The sequence below is a fragment of the Micromonospora sp. NPDC048170 genome (assembly GCF_040652795.1).
In the GTDB taxonomy this organism is placed as follows: domain Bacteria; phylum Actinomycetota; class Actinomycetes; order Mycobacteriales; family Micromonosporaceae; genus Micromonospora.
In genome coordinates this window covers 1-22,838 of sequence record NZ_JBEZMR010000051.1, presented here as the reverse complement: position 1 = coordinate 22,838, position 22,838 = coordinate 1, and the positions used below count along the sequence as shown (strand labels likewise).

Here is a 22,838-nt window from a genome sequence, read left to right as displayed (position 1 = left end):
CGCGCCCGCACGGAAAGAACGGAGCCGCACCATGGCCGAGCCCAGCCGGTTCGCGGAGGATCCTCAGCTCCTGCTGCTGCACGCGGCCGGTCTCGGCCGGGCGAGCTGGGACGCCGTCGTCGAACGCATCCCGGGGTTCGCCCGGACCGTCGCGATCGACCTGCCCGGCCACGGGAACGTGCCGGGGCTCCGGTACGACCGTGACGTCGTGCCGAGGCTCGCCGAGTACGTGGCGGAGCGGATCGGCGCGCTGGGCCTGCGCCGGCCGCACGTGGTCGGGCACTCGCTCGGCGGGGTGATCGCGCTCGAACTGGCCCGCCGCGTGCCCGTCGCGGCGGTGACCGCCCTGTGCAGCATCGGGTTCCGGGCGGTCTGCCACGCCTCGATCTGCGTGGTACGGACCCACGCCATCCTGCGGATGACCTCCGCGGTGGGGCCGAAGACGCGCGGGCGGCTGCTCGGGAAGGGGCTCGTCCGCAGGTTCGTCATGGGCAGCGTGTCGGCGCGGCCCGTCGCCCTCCGGGCGGAGGTGGCCGCCGCCGACGTGACGTCGATGATCACCAGCGACCTGTCCGCCCTGAGCCGGTACGCGGGGCTCTACTCGTTCCGCGCCGACGCCGCCGACGTGACGCCGGTGAACCTCGTGTGGGCCGCCCAGGACCGCGTGGTCCCGCTGCGTGACGCGCTGCGGGCCCGGCAGGTGCTGCCGAGGGCGCAGCACTTCGTCATTCCCGGCAGCGGTCACTTCGTCGTACGCGACGACCCGCACGGTGCCGCTGCCGTCATCCACGCCTGTCACGCCCAGGTGCTGCGGGAAAGGCAGGCCGAGAATCGCAGAGGAGCCCTCGGAAATGTGAACCCACAGCGCGGTAATTGAGCTGGCAATTTGGCCCCGCGCACCTGTCGGGGCGGGAACTGTTGACCGACCGGACGCGACTACTGAGGTATTCGGACCCCGGGACCACCGCTCAGAGGAGTGCGAATGAAAATCACACCGCAGGCTGGCCGGAAGTTCGGCGTGATCGTGGAGGGTTTCGACGCGGAAACCGCTTCGCCGCAGGAGATCGTCGAGCTGAAGAAGGCCATCTACACGAACAAGATCGCCGTACTGAAGAACCAGGACCTGTCGCCGCGGCAGTTCCTGGCGCTCGGCGAGCGGCTGGGCCGGGTCGCGGAGTACTACGAGCCGGTCTACCACCACCCCGAGGTGAAGGAGGTGTTCGTCTCCTCCAACGTCAAGGAGGAGGACGGCCGCCAGATTGGGGTGCCGAAGACCGGCAAGTTCTGGCACTCGGACTACCAGTTCATGCCGCGCCCGTTCGACATCACCATGATCTACCCGCAGGTCGTGCCGTCGAAGAACCGTGGCACGTACTTCATCAACATGGCGACGGCCTACGAGAAGCTCTCCGAGGAGCTGAAGCTCGCCGTCAAGGACACCACGGCGACGCACAGCGTGCTGCGGTACTTCAAGATCCGGCCGACCGACGTCTACCGGCCCATCTCGGAGATCATCGACGAGGTCAACGCGAAGACCCCGCCGGTGACGAGCCCGCTCGCGTTCGCGCACCCGCACACCGACGAGACCGTGCTGTACGTCAGCGAGGGCTTCACCCTGTCGTTGCAGGACGCGGACGGCAACGACAGGTCGGAGCTGCTGGCGGAACTGCTCACGGCCACCGGTCAGCTCGACCGCACCTACGAGCACGAGAACATCCATCTCCAGACGTTCGAGAAGGGCGACATGCTCCTCTGGGACAACCGCAGCCTGATCCACCGTGCGCTGCACACCGCGACGCCGGAGCCGGCCGTGTCCTACCGCGTCACCGTCTACGACGACGTGGACGCGGCGGCCTAGTCCCGCGCGGACGTCCATCTGCGGTGGGATCCGGCGGCGTCGACCGTCGGATCCCACCGGTGTCCACATCGCACGAGGTCGGGAGACATGACGTGGCAGACCAGTTGACGGCGGCGACGATCAGGGCGGACGTCGCCGAGTTGCTCCACCGTCGCCCGGACGAGAACTTCGACGCGGAGGACCTGTTCGACTGTGGCCTGGACTCGGTGCGGTTGATGACCCTCATGGAACGGTGGCGCGACGCCGGCGCCGAGGTCAGCTTCGTCGAGCTGGCCGAGCGGCCGACGGTGGAGCACTGGGTGAAGCTGCTGGTGGGCCGTGATGACTGAGCCGCTGCCGTTGGGCGCGGCACAGGAGGGCATCTGGACCGGCCAGCAGTTCGACCCGGACAGCCCCGCCTTCAACACGGCCGAGTACGTGGAGATCCACGGCCCGGTCGACGTACGCCTGCTGGAGACGGCGGTGCGCGGGGCGGTCGGCGAGGCCGAGGCGCTGAACGTCGTCTTCGAGGAGGACGCCGACGGGCGTCCGTGGCAACGCCCCCGCGGCGACGGGTCGTGGCCGGTGCACCTGGTCGACACCAGCGCCGAGGCGGACCCGCTCGCCGCCGCGCTGGCCTGGATGCGCGCGGACCTCGACACCCCCGTGGACCTGCGTAAGGACCTGCTGTTCGCCCAGGCGTTCCTGCGCCTCGGACCGGACCACCTGCTGTGGTACCAGCGCGTGCACCACATCGCCCTGGACGGGTACGGGCTGTCCCTCGTCGCCCGCCGGGTGGCCGAGCTCTACACCGCGCTCGTGGAGGGGCGTGAACCACCGCCCCGCTCGTTCGGGTCGCTGTCCGCCGTCGTCGACGAGGACCGGGCCTACGCCGACTCGGACAGGTACGCCGCCGCGCGGGAGCACTGGACGTCCCGGGCGGAGGGCAGGCCGGCGCCGGTGGTGCTCGCCCGACGCACCGGGAAACTGGCGCGCACGGTGCTCCGCGCCGGCGCGGACCTCGGTGCCGCCGACGTCGACGCGTTGAAGACGGTCGCCAGGGCCACCGGTACCACGTGGAGCGAGACCGTCATCGCGGCCTTCGCGGCCTACCTGCACCGGACGACCGGCGCGGACGAGCTCACGCTCGCGCTGCCCGTCATGTCCCGCCTCGGTTCGGTGTCGCTGCGGGTGCCGTGCATGGTGACCAACGTCGTGCCGCTGTGGGTCCGCGTCGAGCCCACCGCCACGCTGGCGGGGCTCGCCGGGCAGGTGGCGGCCGAGCTGCGGGCCGCGCGTCCGCACCTGCGCTACCGCTACGAGCAGCTGCGCCGCGACCTCAGGATGGTCGCCAGCGAGCGAAAGCTGTTCGGGCCGTCGGTCAACATCATGCCGTTCGACTACGGCCTGCGCTTCGCCGGCCTACGGGGCGTCGTGCACAACGTCAGTGCCGGGCTCGTCGAGGACCTGGTCGTCCACGTGTACGACCGGGCGGACGGCAGCGGCCTGCGGGTCGTCCTCGACGCGAATCCCAACTGCTACGACGACGAGGAACTCACCGGTCACCTGACCCGGTTCCTGACCTTCCTCCGCCGCGTGACGGACGCCGCCGACACACCGGTCGCCGACGTCGACCTGCTCCTGGCCGGCGAGCGCGGGCTGCTGCTGGGGGAGTGGAACGACACGGCGAAACCCCTGCCGGCGGTCACCGTACCCGCGCTGTTCGCGGCCCAGGCCGCCGCGACACCGCACCGTACGGCCCTGGTGGCCGGCGACGCCACGCTGACCTTCACCGAACTCGACCGCCGCGTCGACCGCCTCGCCAGCCTGCTCGTCGCCCGGGGGGCGGGCCCCGACCGGCACGTGGGGCTCCTGCTGCCCCGCACCTCCGAGGCGATCGTGGCGCTGCTCGCCGTGCTCAGGGCCGGCGCCGCGTACGTGCCCGTCGACCCGGACCTGCCCGCCCGGCGGGTCGCGGCGATGCTCGCCGACAGCGCGCCCGTCGTGGTGCTCGCCACCGAGGCGCTGTGGGCCGGCCACCAACAGGCGGAGGTCCCGGTCCTGCTCGTGGACGCCCCCGCGACCGCCGCCGAGTTGGCCGCGGCGGCCGACACGCCCGTGCCGGACACCGGCCTCGCACCCGAGCACGCGGCCTGCCTCATCTACACGTCCGGCTCCACCGGCGTGCCGAAGGGCGTCGTGGTCGAGCACCGCGGCCTGGTCAACCTCTTCCAGCACCACCGGGACACGATGATCCGGCCGGCGGCCGGCGCCCGGGTGTGCCGGGCCGTGCTGTCCGCGTCGCTGTCGTTCGACACGTCGTGGGAGGGGCTGCTGTGGCTGCTCGACGGCCACGAGCTGCACTTCGTCGACGACGACCGACGCCGTGACCCCGCCGCGATGCTCGACTACGTCGCCCGCCACGAGATCGACTTCATGGACATCACGCCCACGTACGCCGAGGAGCTGGTGGCGAACGGGTTCCTCGACGCCGGCCGGCACCGGCCCGCCGTGCTCGCGCTCGGCGGCGAGGCCACCGGCCCCGCGCTCTGGGCGGCGCTGCGCGACACCGGCATGACCGTCTACAACCTGTACGGCCCCACCGAGTGCACGGTCGACACCCTGTGGTGCCGGCTCGCGGAGAGCGCCGACCCGATCGTGGGCAGGCCGCTCACCAACACCAGGGCGTACGTGCTGGACCCGGGGCGGCGGCTCGTGCCGCCCGGCACGGTGGGCGAGCTCTACTTCGCCGGGGCGCCGGTCGCCCGCGGGTACCACGACCGGCCGGAGCAGACCGCGCAGCGGTTCGTCGAGGACCCGTTCGGCCCCCCGGGCAGCCGGATGTACCGCACCGGTGACCTCGCCCGCTGGCGGCGCGACGGCACGCTGGAGTTCCTCGGGCGCGCGGACGACCAGGTCAAGATCCGTGGCTTCCGCATCGAGCCGGGAGAGATCGAGGCGGTCCTCCTCGCGCACCCCGGGGTCGCCCAGGCGGCGGTGGTGCCGCGCGAGGACACGCCGGGCCAGGTGCGGCTCGTCGGCTACGTCGTGCCCACCGGCGACGCCGCGCCGGAGCCCGCCGCGCTGCGGCAGTTCGTGGCGGAGCGGCTGCCCGACTACATGGTGCCGCCCGCGTTCGTCGCGCTGGAGGCGATCCCGCGTACCACGAACGGCAAGCTCGACCGGGCGGCGCTGCCCGCGCCGGACCTGACCGCGACGGTCGGTGGCCGCGCGCCGCGCGACCACCGCGAGGCGGTCCTGTGCGGGCTCTTCGCCGACCTGCTCGGCCTGCCCGAGGTCGGCATCGACGACGACTTCTTCTCGCTCGGCGGGCACTCCCTGCTCGTCGCCCGGCTCATGGGCCGGGTGCGCGCGGAGTTCGGCGTGGAGATCAGCATCCGGACCGTGTTCGAGGCACCGACCGTCGCGAAGCTCGCCCCGGCGCTCGCCACGGACACCGGCGGCGGCTCGACCGAGGCGCTGCTCCCGTTGCGTACGCGGGGGAGCGGGCCGCCGCTGTTCTGCGTCGCGCCGGCCACCGGGCTGGCGTGGTCGTTCGCCGCACTGCTGGCGAGCCTTCCCGACCGCCCGGTGTACGGGCTCCAGTCGATCGCCGCCGCGGAGTACGCGAGCATCGCCGACCTGGCCGCCGACCACGTGCGCCGTATCCGCGCGATCCAGCCCGTCGGGCCCTACCACCTGCTCGGCGCCTCGTTCGGCGGCCTGGTGGCCCACGAGGCGGCCACGCAGCTCGCGGAGTCCGGCGAGTCGGTGGCCCTGCTCGCGCTGCTCGACTCGTTCCCCGTCCCGGCCGCCTGGCGGGACCTGCCGCCGCCCGACGAGCACGACGCGGCAGCCGCCGTACTCGGCCAGGCCGTGCTGGGCGGCCTCGACGAGGCGCAACGTCGCCTCGCGTACGACGCCTTCGCGCGCAACTCGCGGCTCGCCGCCGGCTGGACGCCCCGGCGCCTCACGGGCGACGTGCTGCTGGTCGAGGCGACCGCCGGCAAGACACCGGACTGGCCCGGGCCGGAGAGCTGGGCGCCACACGTCGACGGGCGGATCGACGTGCACCGGCTGGACTGCACCCACGACGGCATGCTCGCCGCCGTTCCCCTGGCGCGGGTCGGCGCCGTGATCTCCCCTGTCGGCGACCTTCGGAGGGCAGTATGAGCGAACGACGTGAATGGCTCGGACTCGGCGCGGTGCTCGCCGCGACGTTCATGACCCAGGTGGACGGGTTCGTCGTCAACGTGGCCAGCCCGTCCATCCAGAGCGACCTGCGCGCGGGCTTCGACCAGATTCAGTTCGTCGGCGCGGCGTACGTGATCGCGTTCGGGGCCCTGATGGTCACCGGCGCGCGACTCGGTGACCGCGTCGGGCACCGCACGGTGTTCCTCTGGGGCGTCGCGGGCTTCACGCTCACCTCGCTCCTGTGCGGCATCGCACCGGACGCCGACCTGCTCATCGTGGCCCGGTTCCTGCAGGGCGCCACGGCGGCGTTCATGGCCCCCCAGGTGCTCGCGATAATCCGGGCCACCATGCGGGACCCGGATCGGCTCGCGAGGGCCATCAGCGTCTACGGCATCGTGATCGGCCTCGGCGTGATCAGCGGCATCGCGGGCGGCGGTCTCATCGTCGAGGCCGACATCGCAGGCCTCGGCTGGCGGCCGGCGCTGCTCGTCAACGTGCCCGTCGGGATCGTGATCCTGGCGTTGGGCGGCATCCTGCCGCGCACCGTGCCGAAGGCGCCGCACCGGCTCGACCTCGCGGGCGCGGCACTCACCATCGTGGCCGCACCCGCCCTGCTCGTGCCCCTGGTCTTCGGGCCGGGCGGCCCGGCGTGGCTGTGGCTCGGCGTGCCGGTCGCGTTCGCCGTGTCCGTCGTACTCGTCCGCCAGCAGCGGCGCCTGCACCGCGACGGCGGCGACCCGTTGTTCCCGCCGCGGGTCGTCACCGCCCCCGGGATGCGGCTGTCCCTGCTGACCGTGCTGGCCCTGTTCGCCACGAACTCGGGGCTGTTCCTCGTGTTCACCTACTACCTGCAGACCGGGCTGCGGTTCACGCCGCTCACCGCGGCGCTGATGTTCGTACCGCTCGGGATCGGCTTCTCGCTGGGTTCGGCGGCGAACCGGCGGGTGGGACGCCTCGTCTCGACGCCGACCCCGGTCCTGGGCTGCGGCCTGCTCGCTGCCGTCCTGCTGGCGGGCGCGGCGGTCGTCCAGGCACCGGAGTCCACGCAGGCACCCATGCTCGTCGCGGTGGTCACGCTGGCCGGCTTCGGGCAGGGCCTGGTCGTCTCGCCGCTGGTGGCCGGGATCCTCGGCCGGGTCCGGCCCGCCGAGGCGGGCGCGGCGTCCGGCATGGCGACCACGGTGACCCAGTTCGGCCTCGCGCTCGGGGTCGCCGTCGCGGGGGTCTGGTACCGCACCGTGCTCGGCGCGACGCCCGGCGACCCCGGCGTGCCCTTCGCCGACCACACGGCGGCCTTCGCGGCCACCGCGCTCCTGCTCACGGCTTCCGCGATCTGCGCCGGCCTGCTCAGTGCCCGTCTGCACCACCTGCCCGCGCCCGTGGCAGCGCCCGCGCCCACACCTGCGGCAGCGGAACCGGAAGGGGCGGCGGCGCCCACGCCCGTCGCCATGTCAACCGTTCGGAGGACCGGATGAATCGCAAGCGTTTGCCCCTCGCGGCGGCGGCCGTCGCCGCCCTTCTTCTCTCGACGGCCTGCACGGCGGCCAGGAGCGAGGCCGAGCTGTCGAACGATCCGCCGCAGGCGGGCTACCCGGTGACGGTCAGCAACTGCGGCAAGAAGTACACCTACGAGCGCCCGCCGAGCCGCGTGGTGGTGATGAACGGCGGCTCCGTCGCGGAGGCCTCCGCGCTGCTGGAACTCGGCGTCGGCGACCGCGTCGTCGCCAACGCGCAGTCCTACGGGGCCTCCGAGGTCGACGGCCGGGTCGACGCGATCAGGCAGCTGCCGACGGGGAACATCAAGCTCAACGACATGTCGGACATCCCGCGCGAGGCCATGATCGGGCTGACCCCCGACCTCGTGATCTCCACCTACGACGGGGGCTTCCGCGCGGAGGCGGGCTTCGCCACCCGCGACGACCTCGCAGCCGTCGGGGCCAACACGTACGCCCCGGAGAGCTCGTGCGGCGAGGTCGGCACGGTGAAGGGCACGCCGACCATCGAGGACAGCTACACCCTGCTGCGCGACCTCGGCACCATCTTCGGGGTGTCCGAGCGCGCCGAGAAGATCATCGCCGACTCCCGGGCGCACATCGCCGGCGTCGGGGCGAAGACCGCGAACCTGCCGAAGCAGAAGGTCATGCTGATCATCCCCGGCATGGCGATGGGCGGGGAGTTCAGCTCCGTCGGCGGCAACGGGATCTGGAACGACATCATGGCCAAGTCGGGTGCGATGAACGCCTTCGAGGGCGCGACCGACCAGATGTTCGCCAGCCTCTCCCGGGAGCAGGTCGCCAAGGCGGACGTGGACGCCCTGCTCGTCGTGAACTACATGTCGAAGGATCCGGAGGGGGACGCGCGGAAGCTGCTCGCCCAGTTCCCGCAGTGGGACGCGGCGAAGAACAACCGCTACGTCGTGTTGTCCGACTCGATCTACCTCGGCCCCAGCAACCACCTGGCGGTCGAGAAGATCGCGCGGGCCGTGCACCCCGAGGTGTTCTGACCGCCATGGCCACCTTGTCACGTTCCATGAACGGCCGGGTGCCGGCCGTGTCGAAGCGCACCGTCGCCCGCCCGGCCCCGCTGCACGGCGCACCGCTTCCGCTGTGCCTGCTCGTGCTCGGCCTGCTGCTGGTCGTCATGATCCTCGTCGCGGCGGCCGTTGGGTCGGTACAGGTGTCCGTCGGCGACACCGGCCGGATCGTCTGGGCACACCTGACCGGGTCGACGCCCGCGGTGGACCCGGCGCACGACCAGATCGTCTGGACCTTCCGGATCCCACGGGTGCTGCTGGCGGCGCTGTGCGGCGCCGGGCTCGCGGTCGCGGGCGTCGTGTTGCAGGCCCTCGTGGCCAACCCCCTCGCCGACCCCTTCATCCTCGGGGTGTCGGCGGGCGGCTCGGTCGGCGCCGTCACCGTGATGGCGCTGGGCGCGGGCACCGTCGGCGGACTCGGCGTGTCGGGCGCGGCGTTCGTCGGTGCGATGCTGGCGGTGGCGCTGGTGTTCAGCCTCGGCCAGCAGCGCGGCCGGCTCAACCCGGTCCGACTCGTGCTCGCGGGAGTCGCGATCAGCTACGTGTTCACGTCGATCACGAGCCTGCTCCAGTTGCAGACGACGCCCAACAACATGCGCCAGATCATGTTCTGGCTGCTCGGCAGCGTCGCCGGCGCCCGCTGGGAGCAACTCCAGGTCGCGGGCGTGGTCGTCCTGGCGGTGACCGTGCTGCTGACCCTGTACGCCCGGCAGTTCAACGCGCTCGTCACCGGCGACGAGTCGGCGACCGCCCTCGGGATCGACGTCAAGCGGCTGCGGGTCGTGGCGATCGTCCTGACGTCGCTGCTCGCGGGCGTGCTCATCGCCGTGGCCGGCGGCATCGGCTTCGTCGGGTTGATGGTCCCGCACCTGGTACGGCTCGCGTTCGGCGTGGACCACCGCCGGGTCCTGCCCCTGGCAGCGCTCGTCGGCGCGCTCTACCTCGTGGTCGTCGACCTGCTGTGCCGGACGGTCGACCCGCCGAACGAACTGCCCCTCAACATCCTGACCGCCCTCTTCGGCGCACCGTTCTTCATCTGGCTGATGCGCCGGGATAGGAGCCTGTCCCACTCATGAAGCTTCAGGTGCAGCGGGTGTGCGTATCCATCGGCAGTACGCCGATCCTCCGCGACGTCGACCTGGACGTCGCTCCCGGCGAGGTCGTCGGCCTGATCGGCCCCAACGGCAGCGGCAAGTCCACGCTCCTGCGGACGATCTACCGGTCGGTCCGCCCCAGCAGCGGCCACGTGCTGCTCGGCGGCGAGGACGTCTGGTCGCTGTCGGCGCGGGCGGCGGCGCGGCGGACCGCCGCCGTGTTGCAGAACAGCCCCACGCCGCCGGGGCTGACCGTGCGGGAGGTCGTCGCGCTGGGGCGGACGCCGCACAAGGGGGTGTTCGACCGCGAGAGCGCCGAGGACCACGACATCGTCGAGGACGCGCTGACGCGGACCGGGGTGCTGGGGCACGCGGACCGGATCTACGGCTCGCTGTCCGGTGGCGAGAAGCAGCGGGTGCTGCTCGCCAGGGCGCTGGCCCAGCAGCCGCAGCTCCTGGTGCTGGACGAGCCGACCAACCACCTGGACATCCGGGCCCGGTTCGAGCTGCTGGAACTGGTGCACACGCTGGGGGTCACCACGCTGGCGGTGCTGCACGACCTGGACCTCGCGGTGCGCAGCTGCGACCGCCTCGCCGTGCTGGACCGCGGGAAGGTGGTCGCGACGGGCCCGGTGCTGGACTCGCTCACGCCCCAGGTGTTGTCCGGGGTCTTCGGGGTCACCGCCGAGACGGAGCGGCACGACGACGGGGTCGTCCGTGTCACGTACGGCGCCCGGCCGCTGGCCGGGGTGGGCTGAGCCCGGGGTGGATCGGACGCGCCCGCCGCCCCGGACACCGGGCGGCGGGCGCGCGCGTGTCCGGGGAGGTGGTCAGCGGGTTCCAGTGGATTCTGGTCTCCCGCGATGAGGCTGGCTGGACCGGCGCTGGAACGCGTTCTTCCCCGCAGTCCGCACGGTTACCGTGGATGCATGTCGCAGTCACTGGGAGAAAGCGCGGTCACGGCTCTGGCCCTGGCCGTCGGTCGGGGCGACCGCTCCGCGGCGGATCCCTTCGTCCGCAGCACGCAGCGCGACGTCTGGCGCTTCCTGGTCTATCTGGTGGGGCACGCCGACGCGGAGGACCTGACGCAGGAGACGTTCGTCCGGGCGCTGGGCAACGCCCACCTGTTCACCGGGCGCCACCACGCGCGGGCCTGGCTGTTGACCATCGCGCGGCACGTGGCCGCCGACCACTTCCGCGCCGCCGCGGGTCGGCCCCGGATCGTGTCCGACCAGGACTGGCAGGCCACCGCGGACCGCTCCGGGGCGCACCACCTGCCCGGTCTGGAGGACACGGTCGCGCTCAACCTCGCGGTGCGCACCCTGCCCACGGCCCGCCGCCACGCGTTCGTGCTGACGCAGGTGGTCGGCCTCGGGTACGCGGAGGCGGCCGAGCTCTGCGGCTGCCCCGTCGGCACGATCCGCTCCCGCGTCGCGCGGGCCCGTCGCGACCTCGTGTCGCTGCTGGCGCTGGCCCCGCCACGGCGTCCGGCGGTCTCCCGGTAGGACCCGACGTCGGGCGGCGATCCCCGTGTCAAATGTCCCTACTAGAGGATATGACGTGACGGTGGCAAATGTTCCCTAGCGCTGATTAGGACCCTTTCGCGCCGCGGTGGTCAGGGGAAAGCGGCTTGACGGCCGTCATTTTTATATGGAAAGGTCGACCCTCAAGGGGGAGGGTGTCCATAAGGGACACATCGCAATTCGCGGCCGGAATCCGTTCAAAGACGTTTGTCGCGTAACCACTCTGTGAGCTTCGGCGCCCTGTCGGTGTCCGTCGACGGCACCGGGTCTTACGAGCTGACGAGGACCATTCCCGCCGGCGGGTCGATCACTGGGGAGTGTGTCGTGGTTGTTGGATCGACGCCCGTGACCGGGCATCGCGGCCGACGGGGGATCGGCCGGACCGGGTGCGGGGCGAGTCGGCCGCTGGGCGTACGCCGGTTGCGATAGAGGAGCCGGGAGCGCTGCTGCCGTGAACCTCTCCGTCACACCAGGGCGCTCACCATCGCGGGAGACGGCGCCGCTACCGGCGCCCCGTCTCGCGATGGGTGTCGTCACCGCCGTCTTCGCGAGCATCAGCCTCATCGGCTTCCTCCATGTGATGTTCCTGCCGGTCGGCCCGATCGCCATCGCGCTGTCGTTCACGTGCATCGCCGCCCTGATGGCGATGCAGCTGTTGTGGTACGGCCGGGACAACGGGCGCCTGCAGACGCCGCTGGGGTACGGCGTCCTCGCCACCCAGGCGGCGCTGGTCTACCTGCCGATCCTGATCTTCGGCCAGGCGTGGGTCGGCATGCCGGGCTTCCTGGCCGGCAGCGTGCTGCTCGTGCTGCGGGCGGTCACGGCGTGGGTGACCTTCTCCCTCATCGTCGTCTCGATGGCCGTTGCCCAGTGGCTCTTCACCCGCGCGCCGATCGACATGCTCTACACCTCGATCTCCACCATCACGACCGGACTCGTGGTGTACGGGCTGTCCCGGCTGACCGCGCTCGTCGTCGAGGTGCAGGAGAGCCGCGCGGAGATCGCGCGCATGGCGGTGCTGCGGGAGCGGCTGCGGTTCGCCCGGGACCTGCACGACCTGCTCGGCTACAGCCTGTCCGCGATCTCGCTCAAGATCGAGCTCGTGCACCGGCTGATGGAGAAGTCGCCGCAGGAGGCGAGCGACCAGTTGCTGGAGATCCTGGAGATATCGCGGGTCGCCCTCTCCGACGCGCGGACCGTGGCCAGCGGCTACCGCGAGCTGTCGCTGGAGGAGGAGTGCCGCTCCGCCGTGTCCGTGCTGTCCGCCGCGGACATCCAGGTCCGGCTGGACAGCGACCACCTGGACCTGCCGGTCCAGGTCAGCACGGTGCTCGCCACGGTGCTGCGGGAGGGGGTGACGAACATCCTGCGGCACAGCAAGGCCAAGCACTGCGACATCACCATCCGGCAGACGCACGACGACGCCTGGATCGAGATCGTGAACGACGACCTGGCCGTCGGGCCGCCCAGGGATCCCGGCAGCGGTCGCAACGGGTTGCGCAACCTGTCCGTACGCGCCCGGGAGATCGGCGGGGCGTTGTCCGTCGAGCAGCAGCCGGATCTGTTCCGGCTACGCGCCAAGGTGCCGCTGCGCCTGGAGCGCCACCCGGCCTCCCGGTCACAGCCAGCCGGCCTCCCGGGCGACCCGGATGGCGTCGACGCGGTTACGCGCGGCGAGTTTGTTGACGATCGTGGTCAGGTAGTTGCGGACGGTACCGACTGACAGGAACATCTGGGCCGCGATGTCGACGGCCTGGAGCCCCTCCGCCGTGAGGCGGAGGACCTCGGTCTCGCGCGCCGTGAGCGGACACTCGGCGCTGTCCCAGGCGGACATCGCGAGCTGGCTGTCGACGACCCGACGGCCGGCGGCGACGCTGCGGATGGCCGCGACCAGCTGCTCGGTCGGGGCGTCCTTCAACAGGAATCCGGTAGCCTTCGCGGACAGCGCCCGGCGCAGGGTGCCCGGCCGGCCGAGCGCGGTCAGGACCAGAGTGCGGATCTCCGGCAGGTGGGCCTGGATGTCGGCGATCGCGGAGAGCCCGTCCTTGCCCGGCAGGTCGATGTCGATCACGGCGACGTCGGGTCGGAACCGCTGCGCCATGGGCAGGATCTCCGTGCCCGAGGCGACCGCGGCGACCACCTCGATGTCCGGTTCCAGGTTGAGCAATGCGACCAGCGCATCTCGGACCATGTGCATGTCCTCGGCCAACAACACCTTGATCAACTTGGCATCCCCCGTTGGGCCGGCGCGATTAACCCCGTTCTATCACGCACCCGCACGCATCATGAATGCTCATTTTGTGGGCCGTGCGCAGGGGAGCATAAAGCCTTTTGCGGGCTTCCGGCCGACCCATTCACATTCCGTGTACGCCCAGGTACTCCTCGTCACCGGAAATGTCGTTTTCGGGTAGTCCGATGGCGAATTCGCCGACACCGACCTCCGCCGGCCAGTCGAGACCGAATGCCGATGCGCAAACCCTGGCGTCGCCCATGGTGAGGGCGCACGTGGCGAGCCCGAGCATCGTGGCGACGAGGCTGAGCGTCTGCTGGAGCATGCCGACGTGCTTCAAAGTGGTGGCGTAGGAGATGCTGTCGTACACCCAGGACAGTCGGTCCGCCCGCGCGGTCATGGTGACCAGCACGGGCGGGGGCCGCCGGCCACCGACGGAGACGCGGGCGTTGTCGAGCAACTCGTCGACGTCGGCCGGGCTGGCGTTGACGAGGGTCAGCGCGTGTTCGATCGGGCTGTAGTGGTAGATCCCGCGCCGCAGGTCCGGGCAGCGGTCCACCGTCAGGTACAGCTCCAGCTCGTACAGCGAACCCGCGCTCGGATACGGACGCCGCGTCACCGTGTACCGCACGTTGTCGGGAGCCGTGGCCACCGTCTGCATCCGGACCCGCGCCGCGTGGAAGAGCAACTCCCCGAGCTCCCGGGTCGACGGCGCCGCGTCGGCGAACGCGCGGGTGGACCGGCGCCGGTCCACGGCCTCGGTCAGGGGCATCCCGTGCGGCACCGAGACGGGCGGCCGGTACATCGGGATCCGTGGCCCCGGGGGCGCGGGCTTGGCCGCCGCCGGCGGCGGCAGGGTCGCGACGTGGCGGAACGTGGCGCCGGCCGGATCGTCGTGCGTGCCGAGCCTGCTGCGCGAGTGGAACAGCAGGTCGTACGGCGACCACATCAGCAGCGTGGGATCCGAGTCCTCGTGGAACCGCGACGCGCCGGCCTCACCGACGACGACCATGCCCGCGCCGGTCAGGTAGGCGACGACGTCCGCCACCACCGGGAGCGCCAGGCCGGCCTTCCGTCCGACCTCGACGCTCGTGGTCGCGCGGGGGAGCGCGCCGAGCACCAGTGCCGCCTGCGGCCGGTGCAGCACCACCCGGTGGTGCGACAGCGGGGACTCGATCACCAGTTCGCCGTCCCGCTGGTGGGCGAACGCGAAACGGGACAGCCTGACCGGCCGGTCCTCGGCCACCTCCGGCAGTTCGAGCACCCCCAGCGGGGACACCGGCTGGACGGAGAGCAGCGGCATCGGCGAGTCCCGCGAGCCGAGCGAGCGGACGATCCGGCCGGGCAACTGCTCGAAGACCGCCCGGAGTACGCGCCGGTCCAGCCCGGCGACGTTGCCGAGCGCGACCGGCCCGTAGGTCATGCGGTGCAGGACCTCCTCGACCGAGGGCGCGGGCCGGCCCACCGGGACGTCGCCCCAGCGGCTGAGGACGGTCAGACTGCCGTCCTCAGCCGTCTCGATGGTCACGTCGTCCCGGAAGGACCACAGCGACAGGCTCGGTCCGGGGTGGGACGTGTGGGCGTCGGATGGCAACCTGGCTCCTCGACGGGCGTGGCGGTGCCACATGCGCCCGCTCTACACGAAAAGTGGTATCGGGTTGAGGTTCTCGTACTCGGTGGGGCGGTCGAGCCGGCCGAGCCTGACCGGGACGTCGAACAGCCTGCCCGGCGCGAACCTCGCCCAGAAGCCGCGCATCCCCGGCACGATGGCCTTCACCACGGGAAGCCCGACATCCGGACGGGTCTGGTCGAGCACGAGCACGTCGAGCCCCAGCGCCTCCAGCCTGTGCTGCACCGAGCGGACGTCCTGGAGCAGGTCGTCCGTCGGGGTGTGGCGGTAGTCGGCGAGCCGGCGGGCCGGCACCGCCGGATCGGGTCGCAGGTAGGCGTCCCCGGCCCAGGTGGCGGTGCGCCACCACCGCACGGCGTCGGGATCGGACCAGCCGTACCGGTCGTCGTCGTCGCCACCGACCTCCGCCACGGTCGGCATCAACTGGTTCATCTCGGTGAGCGCCCGGACCAGCGCCGCCCGCGGGTCCGGGTGGGTGCCGAAGCCGAACATGATGTCCTCGCACCGCTTGTCGGTGCGCCGGGACAGCGCGGCCATGGTGGGTGTCCCGACGTCCGACGACACGTCCAGCACCCAGACCTCGCGGTGCAGGCCCGCGTAGACCTCCCGCAGCTCGTCGACCCAGCGGTCGCCGAAGCTGTCCAGGTCGACCGCGGGGGCCCGGGTGCGGTTGTACCACCAGAGGGCCACCGCGTCGCGTTCCACCACCTCCAGCAGGCCCTGGAGCAGCGCGTCCTCCAGGCTGCTGCCGGCGGCGTTGCCGTTGGAGTCCGCGCACAGCGACATGCCGCCGTGCTGATCCGGCACGTTGAAGTAGAGCATCGAGGTGGGCAGCAGGCGGTGCCGCTGGCCGGTGAGCGACCACACCGGGGTCCAGCTCGTCACGGCCGCGTCGTCGAACGGCGCGCACACGTACTGGAACGGTGAGCAGGTGGCGTTCCACCGGGCGCGGTCGGCGTACTGCCGCTCGTCGAACAGCAGGCACTCGTCGGGGTGGACGGCGGTGTCGGCCAGCTCGGTGTAGCTGCCGGTCACGCGCGCCTCGTCGCCGTGGAAGTAGGCGCTGTGCCGCTCGATGGCCTCGCAGAGCGCGCTCACCTCGGCGTGCACGGGAGTGACGCCCTTGCCGCCGTTCTCGGCACGCAGCGCGAAACGCATCTGCTCGGCGTTCCTGCGCGTGGTCATCGCCAGGTTGGGGCCGGAACGGAACGAGTTGAAGAAGGCTGGGCCGCGCCCGTCGCGGGTGATCTCCTTGACCACGCCGCTGACCGGGCTCACCAGGTGCCCGTAGTCGTGCAGCACCCGCTCGGGCGGCAGGGCGCGGTGACTGCCGCCGCTGCGGGACGCCTTCGGCCGGCTGCGCAGCGGCACCGGGCGGAACGCCCGTTCGCGCTCGACGCCGGGATCGCCGCACTCCGGGCACTGCGGCCGCGCCCGCACCTCGTGGTGGACGCCGCGCAGCGTGACGCTGTCCAACGTCCACACCGCCCGCTGCCCGCCGTGCCGGAGCCCGGCCGTCCACTTGGCGGCCTCCAGGGCCACCAGGTGCAGGGCGGCGGCGCCGAGCGGCGGCAGCGACACCGGGGGAGTGGCGATCTCCGTGGCGGAGCCGACGACGGCGCGCAGGCGTGTCTCGGCCTGGCGGTGGCCGCGCAGCCGGTGCGCCAGGCAGTGCCAGCACCCCGTCGAGTCGGCCGGGTCGAACACCGGCCCCACCCACATCTGTGCGCCACCGGGCTTCGCGAGGAGCCAGGGCCGGCGTGCGGCGCGCTGCGCGGCGTCGACGGCAGCCAACTCCTCGTCGAGGTAGTCGTCACAGATCACAATCGATAAGTCGGAGGGCGGGGCGGAAAAGTTCCCGGAGACCCGCCGGACGGTCAGGCCGGCCGCGCGTAGCGCGTCACCCGCCGCCGCCACGGCACCCTCCGCACGGCCGACGGAGACGAGGTCGACCCGGGCGGCGGTGGTGGCCCGTACGGCGGCGGCCGGGTCCAGGCCCGCCGACTCCCAGTACGCGAGCGCGGCGTCGTCGGACCCCGCCTCGGGCGCGGGCCGCAGCGTCACCAGGCCGGCGTCGACGAGCCGCCTGACGACCGTGCCGATCTCGGCCGGCGACATCCCGGCAGGACTGTCCCGCACGAGTGCCGCGAGGTCACGGGTGCCGTCGAGCAGCGGCGCCAGGGCCTCGACGTGCGTCCCGCTGACCGAGGTGGCCCCGCGCTCGGACAGCAGGTAGACCGCGTCACCGCGTACCACGTGGGCCCGCAGGTGCCGCTTGAACCCGACGCGCAGCTGTGCATCCCCACCCGACATGGCTGCTCCCTGCTCGACCAGTGCCGCTCCAGCGGCGCTCCAGCGTGCCTCCAGCCCAGCCTCCCGGCAGCACACGGTGCGGGCAAGTGCCGCCGTCACGTGCTGTCCCCTCGTTTGGTCACCCCGGTGCATGACGCGGTCACTATCGGCTCGACCTTCGCTTGGAATAGCGTGGAACCCTGTCCTGACTCCCCCTGGTCGGAATCGTCGCTCCCGTCACGGAACCAGTACGCCGACACCACTCGTCGGCGGTGGAAAGTGCGGTGGATCCGACTGATAGCGAGGTCGGCGAAATGATTACCAAGTTTGCGGAACTGGGATCGATGTCGCACGAGGAGAAACTGACGCTCCTCGCCGCGTTGCTGGAGTCGGCGGCCGATCCCGTGACGGAGGCACGGCGTCCCGAGCCGCCACCGGCCGTGCCGCCCCGGCACCCGGCGGGAAGCACGCTCACCGGGCTACGTTTCGAACTGCTCGGCCCGCTGGTCATCCGGCACGGCGGGGTCGACATCGCACCCAGCGCGCCGAAGCTGCGGCTGGTCCTGTCCACGTTGCTGTTCAACGCGAACCAGCCCGTCGGCGCGTCGGTGCTCGTACGGGAGCTGTGGAGCTCGGGGGCGCCACGCACCGCCCACGCCACCCTCCAGACGTACATGTTCAAGGTGCGCAAGCTCTTCCGCGGCGTGCTCGGCGGATCCGTCGAGGACATCGCGCGCGACGTCCTGCTCACCTGCTCCGGGGGCTACACGCTGCGGGTGGACCCGAAGCAGCTCGACATCGTCGAGTTCGACGAGCTGGTCACGGCGGGCACCGCGGCGATGCACGCGGGCGACTACGAGCAGGCCGGCGCGCACCTGCGCCGGTCGCTGGCGCTGTGGCGCGGCAACGTCGTGCACCAGGGCCAGTGGGGCCCGCAACTGCGCGCCCAGGCGGCTCGGCTGGAGGAGCGCCGGTTCTACGCGCACACCACCAGGATCGACGCGGACCTGTGCCTGGGGCGGCACCGGGAGGCGACCTCCGAGCTGGCGTCGCTGGTCGTGGAGCACCCGCTGCACGAGTCGGCGCACACGATGCTGATGCTCGCGCTGCACCGCTCCGGTCGTACGCCGGCCGCGCTGGAGGTCTACCTGCGGTTCCGCCGGCGGATGCTGGGCGAGCTCGGCATCGAGCCCTCCGAGCGGATCCAGGCGCTGCACCTGGCGCTGCTGTCGACCGATCCGCTCCTCACCGATCTGTCGCTCACCTCCGACATGCTGCTGGACCGGCTCGTCGGTCGGGTCCGGCAGGGGCGTCGGCTCAGTTCTTCCGCTGTTACCGGGTGATGGACCGGCCGCGATTACCTTCAATTTCGCACTCGTGCGCATAGGAGGAATAGCAATGACCACATCGCCGGTGAAGAACAGCGTGTCGATCGGGCGTGCGACTTTTGCCAACGACCCGGTACTGCTTTCGGACGTGCTGCGCCCGTACGCGAGGCCGAGGACCCAGTATCTGAAGTCCGCGACGGTCACCGTCGCCAACGGACTGGCGAGCGCCGAGGGCGAGTTCGCCATCCCGTACCCGTGCTACATCGACGACACGGGTCACCTCAACTCGGTCGAGGTGAACATCTGCTTCAACCAGCTCATGTACTACCTGATCGCCAAGTGCGTCCAGGAGCGGGCGGTGCCCGCCCTGGCCGCGTGGACGATGGACGACTACTGGGCCAAGCAGCTCCCGGACATGCTCATCGCGAACTTCACGAGCAAGTTCCGGCGGCCGATCGACTCGTCGTCGTTCCACGGCGAGGTGTCCTTCGCCGAGTTCAGCGAGCGCAACCGCAGCAAGCCGGTCCAGATCATCGACATGCCGTGGCGCTTCTGGGACCTCCAGGGTGGCGTCGCCGAGGGCGAGGTGCGGATGGCGCTCGTCAACCCGCCCGGCATGCGTTTCCAGGCCGACGCGGCCTGAGCCGCCCCCACCCGTACGTCTCCTGAGGAGGACCCCGGTGACTGTTCAGTTGCGCACCCTCGTCGACGTGGCGCGCAGGCACGCGGCCCAGCAGCCGGACGCCGTCGCCATGGTCTGCGAGGGCCGGCGCGTCGACTACGCCACCCTGCACCGCGTCAGCAACCAGGTGGCACGCGGCCTCCAGGCGGCCGGGCTGCGCCCCGGCGACCGCATCGCCTACCTCGGCAAGGAGACCGAGCACTACTACGAGCTGCTCTTCGGCGCGGCGAAGACCGGCGTGGTCCTCGTACCGATCAACTGGCGGCTGGCCGCCGGCGAGGTCGAGCACATCCTGCGCGACTCCGGCGCCGTCCTGTTGTTCGCCGACGCCGACTCGGCCGCCACCGCCGAGAAGCTGGCGCCCGAACTGCCGACCCTGACGCGGGTGATCGGGCTCGACGAGCCGGGCGCCGCCGGGGCCGGCTTCACCGCCTGGGCGTCGGCCCAGCCGGACGCGAACGTGCTGGCCAGGGTCACGCCCGACACCCCGCTGGTGCAGATGTACACCAGCGGGACGACGGGGCTGCCCAAGGGCGTCGTCCTCGCGCACCGCAGCTTCTTCGCGGTACGCGCGGCGCTCGCCTCGGCGGAACTGGACTGGATCGACTGGCGCGAGGGCGACGTCAGCCTCGTGGGCATGGCCGGTTTCCACATCGGCGGCCTGTGGTGGGCGACGCAGGGCTTCGTGTCGGGCGTCACGAACGTGGTGATGCGCGAGTTCACCACGGCGGGCGCGGTCGAGCTGATCAGGACGCTGCGTGTCACCACCGCCTGCCTGGTGCCCGCGATGCTGCGGTTGCTGCTGGCGGAGCCCGGCGTCTCCCGCGAGGACTTCAGCTCGCTCCGCAAGGTGGTCTACGGCGGTGCGCCCATCTCGGCCGCGCTGCTCGCCCGCTGCGTCGAGGGCTTCGGCTGCGAGTTCGCCCAGATCTACGGCCTGACCGAGACCGGCAACACGGCCGTCTGCCTGCCCCCGGCCGACCACACGCCGGACAGCGGCAGGATGCAGGCGGCGGGACGCCCCTACCCGGGCTTCGAGGTCAAGGTCGCCGACAGCCAGGGCGATCCGCTGCCGCCCGGCGAGATCGGCGAGGTCTGGCTGCGGACCCCGGCGGCGATGGTGGAGTACTGGAACCTGCCGGAGGCCACGGCGAAGACGCTGGTCGACGGCTGGGTCGTGACCGGTGACGCGGGTGTGCTGGACGAGGACGGCTACCTGTTCATCCGTGACCGGATCAAGGACATGATCATCGTGGCGGGGGAGAACGTCTACCCGGCCGAGGTCGAGCACGTCATCGGCCGCCATCCGCTGGTCGCCGAGTCGGCGGTGGTGGGCGTGCCGGACGAGCGTTGGGGCGAGGCCGTGCACGCGTTCGTGGTGCCGGTGGAGGGCCAGCAGCTCACCGAGCGCGACCTGGCCCTGCACCTGCGCGGCAAGCTCGCCGCCTTCAAGCAGCCGCTGCACTACGAGTTCATCGACCGGGTGCCCCGCAACCCCAGCGGCAAGATCCTGCGCCGCGAGCTGCGGGAGCGATTCTGGCAGGGCCACGAGCGCCAGGTGAGCTGACCGCGATGAACCCGTGTCCTTCCGGCGCGACAGTGGTCCGCCCGGAGGGCACCCGTACCCGTCCCGTCTCCGTGCCCGCGACGCCGGCCCCGTCCGGCGGCGCGGCGCGCACGGGGGGACGTTCCGCTCTGGCACCCGATCCCCCACCGGTCCGCTCTTGGAGTGACGTCGATGCCCGACAACGAGGAAAAGCTGCTCGACTACCTCAGGCGGACGACAGCGGAGCTGCGCGAGACGCGGCGGAAGCTGCGTGACGCGGAGGAGGCCGCACACGAGCCCATCGCGATCGTCGGCATGGCATGCCGGTATCCGGGTGGCGTGCGTACGGCGGAGGACCTGTGGGACCTGGTCGCCACCGGACGCGACGGGATCGGGGGCTTCCCGACCGACCGGGGCTGGAACGTGGGGGAGCTGTACGACCCGACCCCCGGCACGCCCGGCCGGTCGTACACCCGGGAGGGCGGCTTCCTGCCCGGCGCCGCGGACTTCGACGCCGAGTTCTTCGGGATCAGCCCGCGCGAGGCGTTGACGACGGACCCGCAGCAGCGGCTGCTGCTGGAGACCTCGTGGGAGGCGCTGGAGAACGCGGGCATCGACCCGGCCGGGCTGCGGGGCAGTGCCACCGGCGTGTTCGCCGGGATGATGTACCACGACTACGCGGGCAGCAGCGCCACAGGCTCGATCGCCTCGGGGCGGGTGGCGTACACCTTCGGGTTGGAAGGGCCGGCGGTCACCGTCGACACCGCGTGCTCGTCGTCGCTGGTCGCCCTGCACCTCGCCGGGCAGGCGCTGCGCAACGGCGAGTGCACGCTGGCGCTGGCCGGCGGGGTGACCGTGATGGCGACCCCGGAGACGTTCGTCGAGTTCTCCCGGCAGCGCGGGCTGTCGCCGGACGGCCGGTGCAAGTCCTTCGCCGCCGCCGCCGACGGCACCGGCTGGTCCGAGGGCGTCGGCGTGCTCGTGGTGGAGCGGCTGTCGGACGCGCGGCGCAACGGTCACCGGGTGTTGGCGGTGGTCCGGGGCACGGCGGTGAACTCCGACGGCGCCTCGAACGGGCTGACCGCGCCGAACGGGCCGGCGCAGCAGCGGGTGATCCGGGCCGCGCTGGCCAACGCGCGGCTCTCCGCGAGCCAGGTCGACGTGGTCGAGGCACACGGCACCGGCACCACCCTGGGTGACCCGATCGAGGCGCAGGCCATCCTGGCCACCTACGGGCAGGACCGCGAGCGGCCGCTCTGGCTCGGCTCGATCAAGTCGAACATCGGCCACACCCAGGCCGCCGCAGGCGTCGCCGGCCTGATCAAGATGGTGGGCGCGCTACGGCACGGGCTGCTGCCACGCACCCTGCACGTCGACGAGCCGTCGCCGAAGGTGGACTGGTCGGCGGGGGCGGTGTCGCTGCTGACCGAGCCGGTGCCGTGGCCGGCCGGCGACCGTCCGCGCCGGGCTGCCGTGTCGTCGTTCGGCATCAGCGGCACCAACGCCCACGTGGTGCTGGAGGAGCCCGAGCCGACGGAGCCCGCCGAGTCGGCGCCCGCGGCCGAGCCGCCGGTGATTCCGTGGGTCCTCTCCGGGCGGACGCCGGAGGCGGTACGGGCACAGGCCGCGCGCCTGGCCGACGCGGTGGCGGGCCGTGACCCCGAGGACGTCGGGTTCACGCTCGCGGTCGGGTTCACGCTGGCTGTCGGGCGCACCGCGTTCGAGCACCGCGCCGCGGTGGTGGGCCGCGACACCGCGGAGCTGGTACGCGCGCTGAAGTCGGGCGTGCAGCCGACCGCGGCCGCCCCCGGCGGGCGGCTGGCCTTCCTGTTCACGGGGCAGGGCGCGCAGCGGCTGGGCATGGGCGCCGAACTCGCCGCCACCCACCCCGTCTTCGCCACCGCCTACGACGAGGTCTGCACCGCCCTCGACGCGCACCTCGACCGGCC

General features: G+C 72.0%; 17 protein-coding genes. 14 read left to right on the top strand and 3 right to left on the bottom strand.

Annotated elements, in window-relative coordinates; all coding sequences use genetic code 11:
* Window positions 1–31 precede the first annotated feature (31 nt).
* The 10 genes from AB0D32_RS31735 (at window position 32) to AB0D32_RS31690 (ending at window position 12,904) form a co-directional block, all read left to right on the top strand.
* On the top strand, window positions 32–877 hold the full coding sequence (locus AB0D32_RS31735) for an alpha/beta fold hydrolase (RefSeq protein ID WP_357098275.1): 846 nt from the start codon (window positions 32–34) through the stop codon (window positions 875–877).
* Between the two features lie 105 nt (window positions 878–982).
* Window positions 983–1,858, top strand: a complete 876-nt coding sequence (locus tag AB0D32_RS31730; RefSeq protein ID WP_357098272.1) for a TauD/TfdA family dioxygenase — start codon at window positions 983–985, stop codon at window positions 1,856–1,858.
* 92 nt (window positions 1,859–1,950) lie between these two features.
* Window positions 1,951–2,187, top strand: coding sequence for a phosphopantetheine-binding protein (locus AB0D32_RS31725; RefSeq protein WP_357098268.1), 237 nt, complete (start codon window positions 1,951–1,953; stop codon window positions 2,185–2,187).
* Window positions 2,180–6,010, top strand: coding sequence for an amino acid adenylation domain-containing protein (locus AB0D32_RS31720; RefSeq protein ID WP_357098265.1), 3,831 nt, complete (start codon window positions 2,180–2,182; stop codon window positions 6,008–6,010). The genes AB0D32_RS31725 and AB0D32_RS31720 overlap by 8 nt, the downstream gene beginning before the upstream one ends.
* A complete protein-coding gene (locus tag AB0D32_RS31715; RefSeq protein WP_357098262.1) occupies window positions 6,007–7,506 on the top strand; it encodes an MFS transporter in 1,500 nt (499 codons plus the stop codon). The genes AB0D32_RS31720 and AB0D32_RS31715 overlap by 4 nt, the downstream gene beginning before the upstream one ends.
* Complete coding sequence (locus AB0D32_RS31710) at window positions 7,503–8,534, top strand: ABC transporter substrate-binding protein (RefSeq protein WP_357098259.1); 1,032 nt, start codon at window positions 7,503–7,505, stop codon at window positions 8,532–8,534. The genes AB0D32_RS31715 and AB0D32_RS31710 overlap by 4 nt, the downstream gene beginning before the upstream one ends.
* A 5-nt stretch (window positions 8,535–8,539) precedes the next feature.
* Window positions 8,540–9,640, top strand: coding sequence for an iron ABC transporter permease (locus AB0D32_RS31705; protein WP_357098256.1), 1,101 nt, complete (start codon window positions 8,540–8,542; stop codon window positions 9,638–9,640).
* Window positions 9,637–10,416: an ABC transporter ATP-binding protein gene (locus tag AB0D32_RS31700; protein ID WP_357098253.1), complete on the top strand. Its 780-nt coding sequence runs from the start codon at window positions 9,637–9,639 to the stop codon at window positions 10,414–10,416. The genes AB0D32_RS31705 and AB0D32_RS31700 overlap by 4 nt, the downstream gene beginning before the upstream one ends.
* Window positions 10,417–10,587: 171 nt before the next feature.
* Window positions 10,588–11,163, top strand: coding sequence for a sigma-70 family RNA polymerase sigma factor (locus AB0D32_RS31695; protein WP_357098250.1), 576 nt, complete (start codon window positions 10,588–10,590; stop codon window positions 11,161–11,163).
* Between the two features lie 541 nt (window positions 11,164–11,704).
* The gene (locus AB0D32_RS31690; protein ID WP_357098247.1) at window positions 11,705–12,904 is read left to right on the top strand and encodes a histidine kinase; all 1,200 of its coding nucleotides are present in this window, start codon (window positions 11,705–11,707) and stop codon (window positions 12,902–12,904) included.
* On the opposite strand, the gene AB0D32_RS31685 is transcribed toward AB0D32_RS31690, so the two are convergent.
* The 3 genes from AB0D32_RS31685 to AB0D32_RS31675 form a co-directional block, all read right to left on the bottom strand.
* Entirely contained in the window at window positions 12,800–13,405 is a 606-nt protein-coding gene (locus AB0D32_RS31685) for a response regulator transcription factor (RefSeq protein ID WP_357098244.1), read from the bottom strand. The two genes, AB0D32_RS31690 and AB0D32_RS31685, sit on opposite strands and share 105 nt — an antisense overlap.
* A 130-nt stretch (window positions 13,406–13,535) precedes the next feature.
* Window positions 13,536–15,005: a SagB family peptide dehydrogenase gene (locus tag AB0D32_RS31680; RefSeq protein WP_357098240.1), complete on the bottom strand. Its 1,470-nt coding sequence runs from the start codon at window positions 15,003–15,005 to the stop codon at window positions 13,536–13,538.
* 42 nt (window positions 15,006–15,047) lie between these two features.
* Window positions 15,048–17,354 (bottom strand): TOMM precursor leader peptide-binding protein, encoded by a 2,307-nt coding sequence (locus AB0D32_RS31675; RefSeq protein WP_357098237.1) that lies wholly within the window; start codon window positions 17,352–17,354, stop codon window positions 15,048–15,050.
* A 293-nt stretch (window positions 17,355–17,647) separates the two neighbouring features.
* Between AB0D32_RS31675 and AB0D32_RS31670 the strand changes: the two genes are divergently transcribed.
* The 4 genes from AB0D32_RS31670 to AB0D32_RS31655 all read left to right on the top strand — a co-directional run.
* Window positions 17,648–18,676, top strand: coding sequence for an AfsR/SARP family transcriptional regulator (locus AB0D32_RS31670; protein ID WP_357098234.1), 1,029 nt, complete (start codon window positions 17,648–17,650; stop codon window positions 18,674–18,676).
* A gap of 55 nt (window positions 18,677–18,731) precedes the next feature.
* Window positions 18,732–19,304, top strand: coding sequence for an FcoT family thioesterase (locus tag AB0D32_RS31665; RefSeq protein WP_357098231.1), 573 nt, complete (start codon window positions 18,732–18,734; stop codon window positions 19,302–19,304).
* A gap of 37 nt (window positions 19,305–19,341) precedes the next feature.
* Window positions 19,342–20,910 (top strand): fatty acid--CoA ligase, encoded by a 1,569-nt coding sequence (locus AB0D32_RS31660; RefSeq protein WP_357098228.1) that lies wholly within the window; start codon window positions 19,342–19,344, stop codon window positions 20,908–20,910.
* 171 nt (window positions 20,911–21,081) lie between these two features.
* Window positions 21,082–22,838 (top strand): type I polyketide synthase (locus AB0D32_RS31655; protein WP_357098225.1); only part of this gene is annotated, 1,757 nt, incomplete at its 3' end.